General features: G+C 48.4%; 13 protein-coding genes. 9 read left to right on the forward strand and 4 right to left on the reverse strand.

Annotation, left to right across the window (positions count from 1 at the left end; all coding sequences use genetic code 11):
• Positions 1 to 233 precede the first annotated feature (233 nt).
• Positions 234 to 1,661 carry a transglutaminase domain-containing protein gene (locus tag SPI9445_RS0117890; protein WP_017306143.1) on the forward strand — a complete coding sequence of 476 codons (1,428 nt, stop codon included), beginning with the start codon at positions 234 to 236 and terminating at the stop codon, positions 1,659 to 1,661.
• Positions 1,662 to 1,671: 10 nt separating this feature from the next.
• On the opposite strand, the gene SPI9445_RS0117895 is transcribed toward SPI9445_RS0117890, so the two are convergent.
• The gene (locus SPI9445_RS0117895) at positions 1,672 to 2,484 is read right to left on the reverse strand and encodes an ABC transporter permease (RefSeq protein WP_017306144.1); all 813 of its coding nucleotides are present in this window, start codon (positions 2,482 to 2,484) and stop codon (positions 1,672 to 1,674) included.
• 119 nt (positions 2,485 to 2,603) lie between these two features.
• Here SPI9445_RS0117895 and SPI9445_RS29395 point away from each other — a divergent pair, with 119 nt between their 5' ends.
• Entirely contained in the window at positions 2,604 to 3,491 is an 888-nt protein-coding gene (locus tag SPI9445_RS29395) for a chemotaxis protein CheW (RefSeq protein WP_017306145.1), read from the forward strand.
• Between the two features lie 57 nt (positions 3,492 to 3,548).
• Here the strand turns inward: SPI9445_RS29395 and SPI9445_RS0117905 are convergent, their stop codons facing one another.
• Positions 3,549 to 5,075: a bifunctional aminoglycoside phosphotransferase/ATP-binding protein gene (locus SPI9445_RS0117905; protein WP_017306146.1), complete on the reverse strand. Its 1,527-nt coding sequence runs from the start codon at positions 5,073 to 5,075 to the stop codon at positions 3,549 to 3,551.
• A gap of 152 nt (positions 5,076 to 5,227) precedes the next feature.
• On the opposite strand from SPI9445_RS0117905, the gene mgtE reads away from it, so the two are divergent.
• Positions 5,228 to 6,625, forward strand: coding sequence for a magnesium transporter (gene mgtE, locus SPI9445_RS0117910; protein WP_017306147.1), 1,398 nt, complete (start codon positions 5,228 to 5,230; stop codon positions 6,623 to 6,625).
• On the opposite strand, the gene SPI9445_RS0117915 is transcribed toward mgtE, so the two are convergent.
• Positions 6,612 to 7,070: an SRPBCC family protein gene (locus SPI9445_RS0117915; protein ID WP_017306148.1), complete on the reverse strand. Its 459-nt coding sequence runs from the start codon at positions 7,068 to 7,070 to the stop codon at positions 6,612 to 6,614. The genes mgtE and SPI9445_RS0117915 overlap by 14 nt on opposite strands.
• Before the next feature lie 126 nt (positions 7,071 to 7,196).
• Between SPI9445_RS0117915 and SPI9445_RS27780 the strand changes: the two genes are divergently transcribed.
• Complete coding sequence (locus SPI9445_RS27780) at positions 7,197 to 8,039, forward strand: GUN4 domain-containing protein (protein WP_017306149.1); 843 nt, start codon at positions 7,197 to 7,199, stop codon at positions 8,037 to 8,039.
• Positions 8,040 to 8,216: 177 nt separating this feature from the next.
• Complete coding sequence (locus tag SPI9445_RS0117925) at positions 8,217 to 9,533, forward strand: S1C family serine protease (protein ID WP_164674549.1); 1,317 nt, start codon at positions 8,217 to 8,219, stop codon at positions 9,531 to 9,533.
• Positions 9,534 to 9,535: 2 nt separating this feature from the next.
• On the opposite strand, the gene SPI9445_RS0117930 is transcribed toward SPI9445_RS0117925, so the two are convergent.
• Complete coding sequence (locus SPI9445_RS0117930) at positions 9,536 to 10,558, reverse strand: succinate dehydrogenase/fumarate reductase iron-sulfur subunit (RefSeq protein WP_017306151.1); 1,023 nt, start codon at positions 10,556 to 10,558, stop codon at positions 9,536 to 9,538.
• A 569-nt stretch (positions 10,559 to 11,127) separates the two neighbouring features.
• On the opposite strand from SPI9445_RS0117930, the gene SPI9445_RS0117940 reads away from it, so the two are divergent.
• The 4 genes from SPI9445_RS0117940 (at position 11,128) to SPI9445_RS0117955 (ending at position 14,763) form a co-directional block, all read left to right on the forward strand.
• On the forward strand, positions 11,128 to 11,532 hold the full coding sequence (locus tag SPI9445_RS0117940) for an AbrB family transcriptional regulator (RefSeq protein WP_017306153.1): 405 nt from the start codon (positions 11,128 to 11,130) through the stop codon (positions 11,530 to 11,532).
• Positions 11,533 to 11,633: 101 nt separating this feature from the next.
• A complete protein-coding gene (locus tag SPI9445_RS0117945; RefSeq protein WP_033374013.1) occupies positions 11,634 to 12,521 on the forward strand; it encodes a CPBP family intramembrane glutamic endopeptidase in 888 nt (295 codons plus the stop codon).
• A 108-nt stretch (positions 12,522 to 12,629) separates the two neighbouring features.
• Positions 12,630 to 14,051: a NupC/NupG family nucleoside CNT transporter gene (locus SPI9445_RS0117950; RefSeq protein WP_017306155.1), complete on the forward strand. Its 1,422-nt coding sequence runs from the start codon at positions 12,630 to 12,632 to the stop codon at positions 14,049 to 14,051.
• A 19-nt stretch (positions 14,052 to 14,070) separates the two neighbouring features.
• Positions 14,071 to 14,763 (forward strand): hypothetical protein, encoded by a 693-nt coding sequence (locus tag SPI9445_RS0117955; protein ID WP_017306156.1) that lies wholly within the window; start codon positions 14,071 to 14,073, stop codon positions 14,761 to 14,763.
• Positions 14,764 to 15,042 lie beyond the last annotated feature (279 nt).

Raw genomic sequence — 15,042 nt, forward strand, 5'->3', positions numbered from 1 at the left:
GGAAAAAGGCAAGCCTTTTTGATTCTTTATCCCTAAAACCTTGCAGTTTCTCGCTGTTAGAAGTCAAGGGAACAGGGGAAATTCAGGTTTTTGCCCTCAAGTCTATTTAATTTGGTATAAACCGCTAAAAACCCTATTAACAGTGCTTAGAGGGATATTCACACCCCATTAAAAACACTGACCAATCGTGCAGCACGGATGATTCAATCTGCCGATTTTTTGGAACTACCTCTATGAAGTTTGTTGTTTGGACAATTCCCCTAGCCTTGATTCGACTAGCCTTTTCTCTCAGTGTTTTCCTGACCCCTCTTCTAGGCGTTTGGCTGGCTTCCTCCCTGATTGTTTTTATTAACGGACCAACTTGGTTAGCCTTGCTTTCGGGAATTTTGCTCTTTCCCTTGCTGCCTGTATTCTGGGACTGGAAAGCCAGACGAAGCAAACCGCAACGAAAGGGACTCAGTTTAAGTTGGGGCGATCGCATTGCCCTGCGCACCCTCACCTTAAACCTAGCCTTTATTATCCTCCTCCTCGCCCTCAGACCCCAAACCTCATTCCTCGCCCTAGCCACCCGAGGGGACTGGTTTCTAGAGAACTTCACCGGGTCGCCAGTAGAACTCACCCGCCAAGCCTTATTCAAGACCGCCAACGGTCTAGAATGGCTCTATCTCGCCTTTCACCACAATCCCTATCAAAAATATGCCGACTCGACCACCGTTCAACCTCAGCCGGAAGAGATTGCCCCCATCCCAGAACGTCCAGCCCCTGCCCCTCCTCTCCCCCAACAAACTGATCAAGAGTGGCCTTGGCGGAATGCAGGTTTGCATCCGGCCGTCGTGAATATTCCTGCTAGGTCGGAAATTAGCATAGAATCGGTCGCTCAATACATTGCCCAACAAGAAAAAGATCCAGTTTTACGGATCAAAGCCCTACATGATTATGTCGCGGATCGCATTGCCTACGATGCTCCGGCTTATTTTGCCAATCAAATTCCCCCACAAGACCCAGAAATCGTTTTCCTCACCCGAAAAGCCGTCTGTGCCGGGTATGCCAAACTTCTCGAAGCACTCGGAAAAGCCATCGGCGAAGAAATTGTTTATGTTGTCGGAGATGCGCGTACTTCCACCAGTGAACTTAGTGGGGAAGGTCATGCTTGGAATGCGGCCAAAATTGAGGGGAAATGGTATCTTATTGACTCCACTTGGGATAGTGGTTTTGTTGATGAGTCCGGTTTCCACAAAAACTATCGCACCGATTATTTATTACCCCCCCCGCAAGTCATGACTATTACCCATTTGCCCGATGATGAAACATGGCAACTTCTACCCCATCCCCTATCGCGGGGTGAATTTTTCCGACAGCCTATTTTAAGACCTCGTTTCTTTGCCGAAGGGTTAGAATTAGTGACTCCGACCCGCTCTCAAAGCGATATTAGCGGTGATGCGGTGATTGAAGTCAAAAATCCTTATCAACGTTGGATTTTGACCAGTTATGCTGAGAAAGGAGGCGCTAAATTAGGGAATTGTGGGGAGTCTGCTAGTCAAGGATCACGCATTCACTGCCCACTCCCAGATTCTGGAACCTATGAGGTGAGAATGTTCACCGGAGAAGAAAAGTTTAGTTCGTTTAAATATGTTGGTCAACTGGAGTTTAATCGACGGTAAGGCTGACCCGTTAATTTCCTCGCCTTTGTGCGCCCTTATACCGTAAATATTCCGCCAACAAAGCCACCGCCCCAGAACTTAACATGAGTAGCACACTCAAGGCATTAATATCCGGTTTAACCCCGGTGCGAATGCGGCTGAAAATCTCCATCGGTAAAGTGGTTGAACCGGTTCCTGCCGTAAAACTAGCGATGAGAAAATCATCCATACTTAACACAAACGAGAGCAAACATCCGGCAATAATAGCCGGGGCAAGTTCAGGTAATAAAACTTGTATAAACGCTTGTAAAGGAGTTGCGCCTAAATCGAGGGCAGCCTCTTCTAAATGGGGGTCTAAATTCGCCAAACGGGAGGAAACAACAATGGCAACATAGGCCAAACAAAAGACGACATGGGCAATGACAATCGTCCATAAACTCAATTGAATGCCCAAAACCGCTAGGAAAATGAGGGTAGAGACAGCGATCGCAATATCCGGCACAATTAAAGGTAAATAGGACACCCCCCGATATAGCGTTTTTCCCCAAAAGCGGTATTTTGCCAAGCCCACCGCCATCATAGTCCCCAAAATAGCCGCCAGTGTCACCGCCAGTAAAGCCACCCCAAGACTATTTTCCAAAGCGCGCAAAATTCGCCCATCCTTGAATAACTTGCCATACCAACGCCAAGAAAACCCCGTCCACCCCGCACTATAGGCTGAACGGTTAAAGCTATACACCGTTAGCACGAAAATGGGCAGATACATATAAAAAAACATTAAGCCTGTAAACAAAGCTTGCCAAGATAAAGCAACAGACTTTTTTTCCTGGGGCCAGCTTTCCATAGGTTTAGGGTTTGGAGTCATCATCAATGCAAGGTAGGGACAGCAGATCAACGGCTTTTGTCTTGTATGATAAGGCTAGAATCAAATTCTATCCGGTACAATCCCCCCCAAGTTAACCGATGGTGCAAACTGACAACCTGCAAGCAATCCGTACCCTGTTAAACCAAAAACTCCAGCCCCAAGGCATCACGGTAAACACCACCACACAGGGATCTAAGCTGATTATACAACTGACCGCTTCCCAACCATGCGATCGCGCCCGTACCGTGAGCAAAATTCAAGCCAGTCTGAAAACCCAGAAACCCCAAGGCCTTCAAACCATTGATATCACCGCCCATCAAGCCGGAAAAGGTCAACTCTGGAGCCATCGTCTCACCCTCACCCCCCCCGCCCTCACCATTGATCTCGCCGCTTGGTTAGAGTCCGGTTCATCCCTTCAGGAGTCGATTTTAGAGCCATCTAGCCCCCTTGAACCGGATGCCCTCTCCCCCACCCCAACCCTTAGAGAAAAGCCTGTTCTAGAGCCTGTTAGCCCTGAGCAGCGCTATCTTTGTTTCCAGTTGGGACTTGATAACAAGGTAATGTTACCTGTGGAGTATATTCAGGAAATTGTGCGGGTGGAAGTTAATCAAGTTCTCGCCGTGCCAGACACCCCCCCTTATGCTCTGGGTTTGTATAATTGGCGGGGGGAAATGCTGTGGTTAGTAGACTTAAATTTGTTATTAGGATTAGAGTCTTTTTTGTCCCGGCAAAGTTCACCCCAAGAGGCCATTAATTTGGGGTTGTTGAATGTGTTAGTTTTGAAGGAACAACAATTGATGTTAGGGGTTATTGTTCAACAAGTAGAGGAAATTGAACAACACAGTCCAGAAGGGTTACAGTCTCCTGTAGGGTTATTTAGTCCAGGACTTGAGCCTTTTATTTTGGGCTATTTTCGTGAGGTGCAGAGCATTGTTTTAAATGCCGAAGCTGTTTTTACGACGATTCATGACCAGAGTTATCAGTAATTAGGGCGTGCTGAAACGCTCCCCACCTGCGAGGGGGCGAGGTGGGGGCAGGTGCTGCTAACGGAGTTGGTTTAACACTTGGGCAATATCCCCTTGAGTTGTATCAAACTCTATCAGATGCTCCCGTTCCATAGGGGTGAAATCCTCAAAATTGGCTTGTTGAGACTGGAGTAAGTCAACGGTGGCATCGGAAATATCTCCCACTCGTTGCTGAAGGCGATCGCACAAAACCGCCAAAGGGGCGCTACAGTAAACAACAGTCACCCGAAAGCGGCTGTTCTGTTCTAATAACCGACTCCGCCAAGCCAAACGATCATATTTCCCATCTAACACCACCCCATAGCCTAAACTCGCTAAATAAATCCCCACCTCCGCCAACTGATCATAGGTTTTTTGATTCATTTCGGGAGTATAAATATCATCACTCCCCCGCTCATTTAAGGCCATTCCCGCTAAATGTTTTCGTACCGCATCAGAACGGAGATGAATCCCCTTCAACTCCTGGGCAACTTGTCGCGCAACCGTCGTTTTTCCCGCCCCCGATAATCCCGACATTAAAACAATTTGCCCCGGTGTAACTTTCGTATAATCATCGGCTAATTTATAATACTTTTTCGCCGTTTCTAATGCCTTCTCCCGTTCCGCTTCAGGAATATTAGGATCATTGAGTAAAAACGATGTCACCTTAGCTCGTACATAAGCCTGACGACTCAGATATAAGGGCAAAACTTCCAGTCCTTGCCAATCTGCTGTTACTTCCAGATAGGTATTTAAAAACAAATTGCCTAAGTCTTTTCTCCCCCGTGCTTCTAAATCCATAATGGCAAACGCCACATCATAGAAGGTATCGACAAAGCGGAACGGTTCGTTAAACTCAATGCGGTCGAAAAGCTGTACTTTCTCTTGCCAAAAACAAATATTTCTTAGGTGTAAATCTCCGTGACATTCCCGAATTTTACCCGCCTTTTGTCGTTGCTTAAACAAGTCCCCTTGTGTAGCAAAAAAATGATCTGTAAACGCTTTAGTATTAGTAAATTGTTCTAAAGTCTGGGCTGTGCCGATATAGCTTTCCGTCTGTTGATAGTTTTCGTCAACTGCCCGTTTAATCTGTTCAACTTCGCCAAAACTTTCAATATAATCATTGGTTTTGCTGGTTTTATGAAACTCAGCTACAACTCGCCCTAACTCAACAATATGTTCCGGTAAAAGTTTTCCCTGTTCCAACATTTCACTCAACAGAACAGACTGAGGAAATTGGCGCATTTTCAAGGTATAATCAACCACCTCTCCTGAACCGTCAAGGGCTAATTTTTCTCCATCCTGAGTCAAGGGTAAAACCTGTAAATATAAATCGGAAGCCGTTTCCTGATTCATCGTTAATTCTGCCCCTAAAAAATGCTGGCGCTTCTCCAAGGTTGAATAATCTAAAAAACCAAAATTAACAGGCTTTTTGACTTTATAGGCATAGTCTCCAGTTAAAAAAACACAGGAGGTGTGGGTTTGCATTACGGTAATAATATTTTGCACCGGATGGGGATAAAATTCCGGTTTCTGCATTTGTTCGATGATGTTTTCTAAATTCATGATTGACACTCCCACACTGTCCGTTTAAGATTCAGGGTAAAGTTTGCTCTTTGTATTTTACAAGGAGTTTAGTCATTTTCTTAACTTTGAGCTTTTGTGATAGAGCTAGGCTCACATTTCTCTACTTGTAATCCTTACGACCAAGACTCATTATGCCCACTGATATTTCACCTAGCACCACAGTCTCCCGCAGTGAACTCCGGGAACTGGTACAAAAGCAATTGGAATTGCTTTTAGAACAAAAGAACTATGAAGGGGCAAAAGCACTGTTAATTCCGGTGCAGCCTGTGGACATTGCAGAAGCCATTGAGAAACTCCCCGAAACCATGCAGGTGATTGGGTTTCGGCTACTTAATCAAACAACCGCTATTACCGTGTATGAGTATTTAGAGCCTAAAGTACAGGTGGCGCTGTTAGAACACTTCAAGGAACAGGAAGTGATCAGCATTGTGGAGAATATGTCCACGGATGATCGGGCTAAACTGTTTGAAGAACTCCCCCCCAAAATTGTCCGGCAGTTTCTCAATCATTTAAGTTTAGAGGAACGTCAGGCTACGTCGTTGTTATTGGGCTATCAACCCAACACGGCGGGACGGTTGATGACTCCCGATTATATTGCCTTAAAGCAGAATTTGACCATTATTGAGGCCGAGGAGCGTATTCGTCGTTTAGCTCAAGATGTGGAGGTGAGTTATTATCTCTACGTCACCGATGAGCAGAAGCGATTAGTGGGGATTGTGTCGCTGAAAGATTTGCTCTTAGCCAATCCTGAGCAAATCATTGAGCAGATTATGACTCGGGATATTGTCTACAGTTACACGAATTGCGATCGCGAAGAAGTCGCCCAACTCATCCAGCGTTACGATTTACTCGCCCTCCCCATTGTGGATCAAGAGCAGCACTTATTAGGCGTTGTCACCGTTGATGATGTTTTAGATATCCTCGAAGCCGAAGCCACCGAAGATATTTATTTGATGGGTGCCCTACAAGATGATGGGGATGATTATTTTGAAGCGACTCTTTTTGATGTCGTGAAAAAGCGCATCCCTTGGATTTCCATTCTCCTGTTAACCAACTCGGCCACCATTTTTATCCTCAGTGGTTTTGAAGAAGTCATCGAACAAGTGGTTGCTCTCTCCTTCTTTACCCCCCTCTTAATTGATAGCGGAGGAAACGTCGGCGCTCAATCTTCTACCGTTGTGATTCGGGGACTAAGCACGAAATCCCTCCAAGGGAAAAAAACCGTCTGGGTGATTATCCGGGAACTGATTGCAGGTGGTCTTTTGGGGTTAATTATGGGGATTGTAGTAGTGGCCGGGGTGTTTGTCATTCTCGGCAAGCCAGACATTGGGATCACCGTTGGTCTGAGCCTCATTGTGATCACCATTTTAGCCGCCACTACAGGGGCAGGATTGCCTTTTCTGTTTAAATCCCTCGGCTTTGACCCCGCCTTGATGTCTGCCCCGTTTATTACCACCGTTGTAGACATTTTAGGGCTGTTTATCTACTTCTCTATTGCCCAAGTGATTGTTAACTTTAACGCTCATTAAGGGTTGCACAGGCTTGTTTTGTGACCTCATGACGGTAGCGGAACATCTCCCGCAAACGGGAATTCACCCACCCCCCCAGCAACCACTCCGCCAACAATCCCCCCGGTAATTTATAATCAATCCGGTCGGTTAGGCGGGTATTTTTTCCTTCTGGGGTGAACTCGTGGTGATGGGTCCAAGACGGCATAGGGCCTAAAATTTGTTCATCCACAAAGCGATGAGGAGGGTCACAGTGAGTATGGCGCGCTACCCAAGTGATGGGAATAAACCCTAACCATAACCGGAATTCGGAAATTGCGCCCACCTCTAACCCCCCTTGTCGTCGGATGATCTGCACAGGTTGCCAAGGGGGGGCGAGTTGCTGCAAGATGTCCGGGCGCTCGTGGAACTGCCAAACCTGCTCGATGGGGGCTTCAATTAAGCTAGACTGTTGAAAATGTAACATGAGTACAATGAGGGCGTTCTCGCCGCATTTTACAGCAATGTTGCGTTGAAAGCCCCATCCCCTCGTGGGTGGGGAGCTTCAACCCAGTGGCGTGGTGTTTCTCTAGCCTGCACTACCAAAAAAACAATGGCTTATTGTCCTGTTTGTCAAACTGAATATACCCCCAACGAGGATGAAATTTGTGTCACCTGTGGGTGGGATCTGACCCCTCGTTCCCCTCGTATGACGGCGGCCGAATACCATCGACGGGAAGAACGGCGCTTAACCTGGGCGCGGCAAATGTGGATGACCCTACAAGTTCACTCGCCCTTGATTACATTATTACGGGATATACAAGAACAACTGTCTAAGGGGAGTGATGAACGTCAGGAATTAAACGGTTTACTCCATCAACTGCAAGCCCAATTAACCCCTGAAGTGGCGGCCTCGGTGAATGGCAATGCCGCGCCGTTACGGTTGGAAAATGAGCCTCTGCCGGAGGGGGTAAGTCATCGGGAGCGTCTGGGGAATTATCACCGATTGGAATGTTTGTTACAACAGAAACAATGGCAGGAAGCAGATCAGGAGACGGCGCGGGTGATGATTGCGATCGCCCAACGAGAAAAACAAAACTACTTAACCCAAGCTGACCTAGCGGCTTTCCCCTGTCAAGAATTGTTGATTTTAGACCAACTCTGGCAAGGGGCCAGTGGGGGAAAATTTGGCTTAATGGTACAGAAACAACTTTATTTAGAACTGGGGGGAACTCGTTTCCTACAGCCTTCAATCTGGCGGAAAATGGGTCAACGGGTGGGCTGGGTGCAAGGGGATGGTTGGTTAACCTATGACCGCCTCACCTTTAGTTTAGAGGCTCCCGTGGGTCATCTCCCAGTTTTGGGGGATGGGTTAGTCTGGTTTGTGGGGGGCTGGGATGGGGGAAATCAAGGGTTTTCGGCTCTTGTTTCTCGTTTAGTTCAATGTCGGGTTTGAGACGACAGGGAGTCGGGAGTTGATCATTATTCCCTCTTCTCAACTCCCCACACTCCTCACCGAACTTGTGATACAACAAGGCGAAACGCTCTTTTTCATCTGTCCATGAGGAGTCCAAAAACACGCCGGATAACATTTTGTCTGCTCACTGGGTGGGGATTGTTCCTCCCTTGGGTTGTGCTTAACCTCCCCCCCCTGTCTCCCGTCGTCTTCGCCCAAAATCGAGAAGAAGAAACCAATATCCGGGTTTATGAACAAGCGAGTCCGGCCGTTGTCTTTTTAGAAGGAAAACAAGGTCATGGTAGTGGGAGCATTATCCGCGCCGATGGTCTGATTTTGACCAATGCTCATCTAGTCAACTCCGACGAGAGAGTGAAGGTGATGTTACCCGATGGTCGCCGTTTACAGGCCGAGGTGATTCGTCTCGACCGAAATTTAGATTTAGCCCTGCTTCAGATGCCCTCAGTGGGCAATTTACCCACTCTCCCCTTAGCCTCTGGGGAGTCCGTGCGGGTAGGTCAACGGGTGTTTGCTATTGGTAATCCCTTTGGTCAGTTTCAAGGCACCTTTACCACCGGGATTATTAGTCGTTTAGATCCTGAACAGGGGTTAATTCAAACCGATGCCGCCATTAATCCCGGGAATTCTGGCGGCCCCCTGCTCAATAGTCAGGGGGAATTAATCGGGGTGAATACGGCGATTTATACTCATCCCGGCAATGGGGGGAATGTGGGGATTAATTTTGCGATCGCCCTCAACTCCATTCAAACCTTCCTCGCCACCCCTCCACCCCCTCGCCCCGCTGCTCCCCATCTCCTCACCCTCAATGGGGAAGCCCGACCCGGCACCCTCACACCCCAAAGTCAGATTCTCGCCTCAGATAATACCTTCTATAACGTCTATGCTTTCCAAGGTCGGGCGGGGATGGGGGTAGATATTATTCTGCGCAGTGCTGAATTTGATGCCTATTTAATCCTCGTCGCCCCCGATGGCCGCCACCTCGCCGAAGATGATAATAGTGCCGGGGGTCGAGATGCGCGAATTACCGCCCAACTCCCTAATGATGGCATCTATTTAATTCTGACCAATACCGCTCGACCGGGAGAGGTAGGGCGTTATGCCCTACAAGTGAGTCCCCTTGAAACCCCCCAGTTGGGAAGATTACAAAGTGCGACGGGGTTTCTCCTTTTCGCCGAAGGGGTTCTCTCTTCAACCACCGGGGGACGGTTACAGGATGGTAGTTTATATCAGGAATATAGTTTTCAAGGGCGGGCGGGACAGGTGGTGCATATTTCCATCGAAAGTCCTGATTTTGATCCCTATGTGATTTTGATGGACTCCCAAGGGCGCAAATTAGCGGAAAATCATAACCTCCACCCCAAAACGACTCATTCAGGTCTAAGCGTGACACTACCGATTACCGACCGTTATCGTGTCCTAGTCAATGCCTACGACTCCCGGGGAGAGGGTCGTTATGTCCTGAGAGTCCGTTAGCCTTAAGAGGGCTTCTGGTCGGCTTCGTGGGCTTGTACGGCTTCAATGAGCGATCGCACCTCCGCCGTTCCCTCCGAGGGTTCAAAGGTAAAGGGCATTTTCCCCACCTTCAACACTTGTAACCCCACCGGAGCCAAACTGAGCAATCCTTTCACATCTCGGAAAGAATTACTCATCACTCGCAGGGCAAACTGACGCTCATCAATCCAGCCCCCCTGTTTGACCAAATCAATTAAAACCTTGCGGTGACGAATCGGACGACTGGCCTGGGCATCATGACGGGCGAGGATTTCCCCCTTAATCTTGCCGATTTGATCCATCGGGGCCACTTCCATGGGGCAGACTTCATTACATAAATAACAGCGCGTACAACCCCATACTCCCGTTTTCGGGTCATTGTACTGCTCTAAGCGGCTTTCAAGTTGATGATCTCGGGAATCTGCGATCGCCCGGTGCGCCTTCGCCAAAGCATGGGGCCCGACAAAATCCGGATTCACCGTCCGGGCATTACATTCCGAATAACAAGACCCACACATAATACAATTGCCCATCTGATCCAGCTTCGCCCGTTCCTCGGGACTTTGCAAAAACTCCCGTTCTGGAATGACTCGCCCGGCTGTACTAATATAGGGTTCAACCGCCTCCAAGTTATCCCAAAACGGCTGCATATCCACGATCAGATCCTTAATAATCGGCAAATTCCCCAGAGGAGCAATAGTCATCTCCGGCACATTTTCCACCCCCTCCCCCCGTCCCGATTGCCCGTGAATCTTTTCTAAACGCGCCAATTCCCCAGCGATATTTTCCTTACAAGCTAGGGCAGAACGCCCATTGATTCGCATTCCACAACTGCCACAAATTGTATTGCGACAATTTTTCCGAAAAGCTAACGTCCCATCCTGTTCCCACTTGATCTGATTCAAACAATCCAAAATAGTAGTGGCAGGTGTCACTAAGAGCGTATAATTCTGAACTCTAGGGGCCCCATTTTGGGATTGGCGCAGGATTTTAAAATTGACTTGCATAGTGAAAAAAAACCTAAGACTTGCAATGACCCGAGAAAATGTACCCTTGAGTTGAGCCTCCCCACTAGCAGATAAATTTCAACAGAGACGGTAGTTTTTCCCACTCGGGAACCGGAAAATTCCCCCCTTCTCATGAAATCCCCCTCCTTTCAAACATTAGGCTGCTCCCCCCAGATTCATTTTCTCTCCTTTCTTTATGCTACACCTTCCTCACCCCCCCCAGAATCAGATTTTTACCCCGCCAGAATCTTTCCTCCCTCCCTAATTTTCCCCTCATCCTTTCTCTCCTTCTCCCTCGGTTAACTTTTATTTCTCTTAAGAGGGCAACTTCCGATCCCCCGGGATCAATTTGGACAAAACTTCCCCCTCCTCTCCCGAGATCCCCCCCCCTGTTGAGGGTTTTTGCAGCTAAGTAAACCCCCATCCTCCCCAATTTTTAGATCCCAGAAAATCATCAGCAAAAATATTTGAAGAAATTCTAGATTTTAACTTCTATATCAGATATGATAGGAAAATACTCGTTAATCGTTACGAGGATTGCCTAAAATTTACACCAACATTAGGAAGATATGTCTGACAGTCCATTAACGGGAAAGGCTCTCCTGCAAAAAGTAAAAGAGCTTTCCCACTTACCCCGTCGAGAAACCGCTAAACGCTGCGGATATTACAGCACCAACAAAGCCGGTCAAACCCGGGTAAATTTGACAGACTTTTACGATGCAGTCCTTGCCGCTAAAGGCGTTCCCTTGGATCCCGATGGAGCAAAAGATGGTCGAGGCCGAGAACCGACTTATCGCGTCAGTGTCCATAAAAATGGTCAGATTGTGATTGGTTCAACCTACACTCAGGAAATGGGACTCAAACCCGGTGATGAGTTTGAAATCAAACTGGGCTATAAACACATTCACCTGAAACAACTCGAAACCAGTAGCGAAGGTAGCGCAGCAGAAGACGGCGAAGCAGATGTAGCTTAAATCCCCTGCAACAGCCCCTTTAGACTGTAATAGGGTTAGACTTCCTCTGAGGTCTAACCCTGCCGAAAGTACAGTCTAGTTTTAGGTTGCCTCATTTTTTTATGGATTTTTTTAAACCATCCCTAGAGCAGGGGTTGATGGTGCTGGCTGGAACTTCCAGTTGGCAAAAAGTTCTGCTATTTTTCGGGGTTTGGCTAGTCTTGTGGCTGCCCCTTGCCCTGCCCCTCAGTTGGGTTTTAAAATGGCGACCCTTTCAACCCTTGACTCCTCAGAAAAAATTAATATTTCTCGCCTCCCTTTATGGCCTCGTTCCCTTGGTCTTGTGGGGAGCAACAGCCGTCGAGGGAATTTCTGCCCAAACCTACGGCCTTAAGCTTACCCTTTCCCCGGGGCCTCCCCCTCCCCTTGTGCAGTTTTTAGGGTCAATGGGGGAGACAATAGCCCAAGGGTTTTTACTGGCTGTTTTAGGTTTAATCGTGATCTTTAGTGTGGAGTCCTTGGGCGGTTGGGTCAAGTGGAATCGGGAAAAACTAAAGAACAGCCGAGAAATTTTGCTCCCCATTTTTGCTGTGGCCTTACTGATTGGCGGCATTGAGGAGGCGATTTTTCGCGGGTTTTTGTGGAGTGTTTTCAAAAGCGATCGCGGTCTTTTCGTCGCCACCCTTATTTCGAGTCTACTGTTTGCCCTCTCTCACCTCATCTGGGAGCAAAAAGACACCCTCCCCCAACTTCCCGGACTCTTTTTGATGGGTTTAATTCTCGTCCTAGCCCGTTGGGTCGCCCCTGACCAAACCATTGGCCTAGCTTGGGGACTCCATAGCGGTTGGATTTGGGGCTTAACCTGTTTAGATACCGCCGAACTGATGACCTACTCCACGGAAAGAGGGCAATGGTTCACCGGATGGCAAGGCAAACCTCTTGCAGGAGTCGGAGGCCTATTCTGTTTACTCTTCACAGGCCTAGTGTTAGGAAAGTTTGCGTTTTTCTAAAAAACCATCTCAAGGGCAGAATTTTCAGGTATCGTCTTGTTTAAGTTCCTGTTGAACCCCTGTCTAAACAATAGGTCTTGTTGTCTTTACTCTAGTTGAGAGCAACCCGTGGACTTTTCAATTCTCAACATTATTTCCCTCGTCGGAATCCTTGGCTTTTCTGTCATTGCTTGGTTAGGGTCAGAAAATAAACGTCTGATCCCCTGGAATACCATTATTTTTGGTATTGCTCTACAACTAATCATTGGAGCATTTGTTTTTATCGTGGGGAGTCAGGTTGTTGAGGGGTTAAACAACCTACTCAATGCCGTTCTTGATGCCTCCGAAGCGGGGGCGCGTTTTTTATTCGGTTCTGGGATTGTACCGGAACCCGGTCGCACCGTTGGCCCCGGTGTAGCAGGGCGTTGGATTGTCCGCGCTGTCGGAGATCCTTTAGTGACGGTGCCGGGGGATACCATCGGCTACGATAACTTGAATCTGGGCTATATTCTCGCCTTCCGCGCCCTCCCCCAGGTGATTTTCTTTGCAGGATTGGTCAGTTTACTCTATCGCTTGAAATTGATTCAACCCGTAGTGAAAATTTTCGCCATCCTATTCAGTCGCACGATGAAAATTAGTGGGGCGGAATCCCTCTCCGGGGCCGCCAATATTTTTGTCGGCATTGAATCCGCCTTGGCCGTCAAACCCTTTTTAGGCAGTATGACGCGCAGTGAACTCTGTGCCATCTTAACCAGTTGTTTCGGCTCCATTGCCTCGTCAGTTTTGGGACTCTATGCCGGGATTTTACGCCCGACCTTTCCCTCCATTGCCGGACATCTCGTTTCCGCCTCCATTTTGACCATTCCCGCCTGTTTTGTGATTTCCAAGTTGCTGGTTCCTGAACAGGGAGAACCAGAAACCATGGGTCATGTCCCCGATGAACCGGAAGAAGAGGGCAAAACTCGCCCCAGTCCCGTCGATAGTCTGATTGTGGGGTCATTGGATGGGGTCAAAATGGCTGTAGGGATTGCGGCCGTGTTGATTGCCATTTTGGGCTTATTGGCCTTGGTCAATGCCTGTTTTAATGGTTTAGCGGGCTTATCTAACAGTCCCTACACCCTCTTAGCCACTGTTGGGGGGATCTTCGAGTTGATCACCATTCAGAACATCCTTGGGGTGTTATTCCTGCCCTTAACGGCCTTAACAGGGGTTTCCTTGGATTGGAATGAACTGTGGGAATGTTCCTTAATTATTGGGCGGCGCTTGGTGGAAACCAGTATCCCTCCCTACCAAACCTTAGCGGTTTTATCTGCTCAGGAGGTGTTGAGTAGTCGGGCGTTGTTAATTGTGAGTTATGTCCTGTGTGGTTTTGCTCATATTGCCTCCTATGGGATTTTCGTGGGGGGATTGGCGACCCTGATTCCTGAACGGCGTTCTGAGGTGTCGGCGTTAGGGTTTAAAGCCCTGTGGGGTGCGACGTTGGCCACCTTAATGACGGGCTGTGTCGCGGGTCTGTTCTATTTTGGTCAACCGACGGCCTTGGGGTTGTAGTGATATGGAAAGAGGAAGGATGAAACGGAAATATTTATGGCGGATTGGACTAGCCTTGCTGACGGCGGTCTTGTTGGTGGGGTTGGGGCGATCGCCTTTTAACGCCAACATCGCTCTAAGTCCTACTCCCGCAAGGGTTGCCGTGGCTCAAACTCCTAGCCCTCCCCCCGAGGGAGCAACAGAGGAAGCACCGGAAGAAGCCCCAGAAACAGAAACCCCAGAAGCAGAAGCCGCCCCCACCCTCCAAAGTGCTGTACAGGTCGAGGGAACGTATATAGACCCCGGCCAACGTTTTCAGGTCGGGATTTTGAACGGTTATAAGTCCTCAGTGATTGCTGGGGTTCCCCTGTTTGAGTCAGAAAATGGTCAGTTAGCCTATTCTGTCGCCGTGCGTCCTCGGGCAGCGTTAGAGGAAGAATTTAGTGATGCCGCCTTAGCCCAGGTAGCTATTGACACTTTCCGCCAAGGGGAAGGCTTTACACCAGGCTTTTTTGAACCTACCCTTTTCGGTGGGGCGCGCATTCCTTGGCGGGGAACCATGACCATCGGCCGCAATAGTCAGCCCATGCAAGGGGTGATGTTATCTCGGGCGTTGCCTATGCCGAACCGGATTGTTATTTTAATGATTGCGGCTACGGAGTCGGAAGCGGATCAAGTCGAAACGGTATTTTCGACCCTGGCCCCCACTTTAACGGAAGTCGAGAATGAGTAAGGCTTGCGGGAATAGGGAGAGGGGGAGAGGGGGAGAGGGGGAGAATTGATAATTAGGGCTTGCTGAATAAGTCCGAGAGTTGGGGAATCGGGAGTCGGGAGTCGGGAGTCGGGAGTCGGGAATAGGCAATCGTGCCAGTTTTAGATGATCTGTTCCCTGTTAAGAGTTCCCTGTTCCCTTGTTGAGCCTAGCATAGGCGTGTTATTCAGCAGACCCTAATTATTCCCTATTACCTATTCCCTATTACCTATTCCCGACACCCTAGGGCGCAAGCATTGC

This window comes from Spirulina subsalsa PCC 9445, assembly GCF_000314005.1.
Lineage (GTDB): Bacteria > Cyanobacteriota > Cyanobacteriia > Cyanobacteriales > Spirulinaceae > Spirulina_A > Spirulina_A subsalsa.

Excerpts from the sequence above, each read along its gene's own strand:
- SPI9445_RS0117890 (WP_017306143.1), top strand. The coding sequence starts at position 234 with ATGAAGTTTGTTGTTTGGACAATTCCCCTAGCCTTGATTCGACTAGCC.
- SPI9445_RS0117895 (WP_017306144.1), bottom strand. The coding sequence starts at position 2,484 with ATGGAAAGCTGGCCCCAGGAAAAAAAGTCTGTTGCTTTATCTTGGCAA.
- SPI9445_RS29395 (WP_017306145.1), top strand. The coding sequence starts at position 2,604 with ATGGTGCAAACTGACAACCTGCAAGCAATCCGTACCCTGTTAAACCAA.
- SPI9445_RS0117905 (WP_017306146.1), bottom strand. The coding sequence starts at position 5,075 with ATGAATTTAGAAAACATCATCGAACAAATGCAGAAACCGGAATTTTAT.
- mgtE (WP_017306147.1), top strand. The coding sequence starts at position 5,228 with ATGCCCACTGATATTTCACCTAGCACCACAGTCTCCCGCAGTGAACTC.
- SPI9445_RS0117915 (WP_017306148.1), bottom strand. The coding sequence starts at position 7,070 with ATGTTACATTTTCAACAGTCTAGCTTAATTGAAGCCCCCATCGAGCAG.
- SPI9445_RS27780 (WP_017306149.1), top strand. The coding sequence starts at position 7,197 with ATGGCTTATTGTCCTGTTTGTCAAACTGAATATACCCCCAACGAGGAT.
- SPI9445_RS0117930 (WP_017306151.1), bottom strand. The coding sequence starts at position 10,558 with ATGCAAGTCAATTTTAAAATCCTGCGCCAATCCCAAAATGGGGCCCCT.
- SPI9445_RS0117940 (WP_017306153.1), top strand. The coding sequence starts at position 11,128 with ATGTCTGACAGTCCATTAACGGGAAAGGCTCTCCTGCAAAAAGTAAAA.
- SPI9445_RS0117945 (WP_033374013.1), top strand. The coding sequence starts at position 11,634 with ATGGATTTTTTTAAACCATCCCTAGAGCAGGGGTTGATGGTGCTGGCT.
- SPI9445_RS0117955 (WP_017306156.1), top strand. The coding sequence starts at position 14,071 with ATGAAACGGAAATATTTATGGCGGATTGGACTAGCCTTGCTGACGGCG.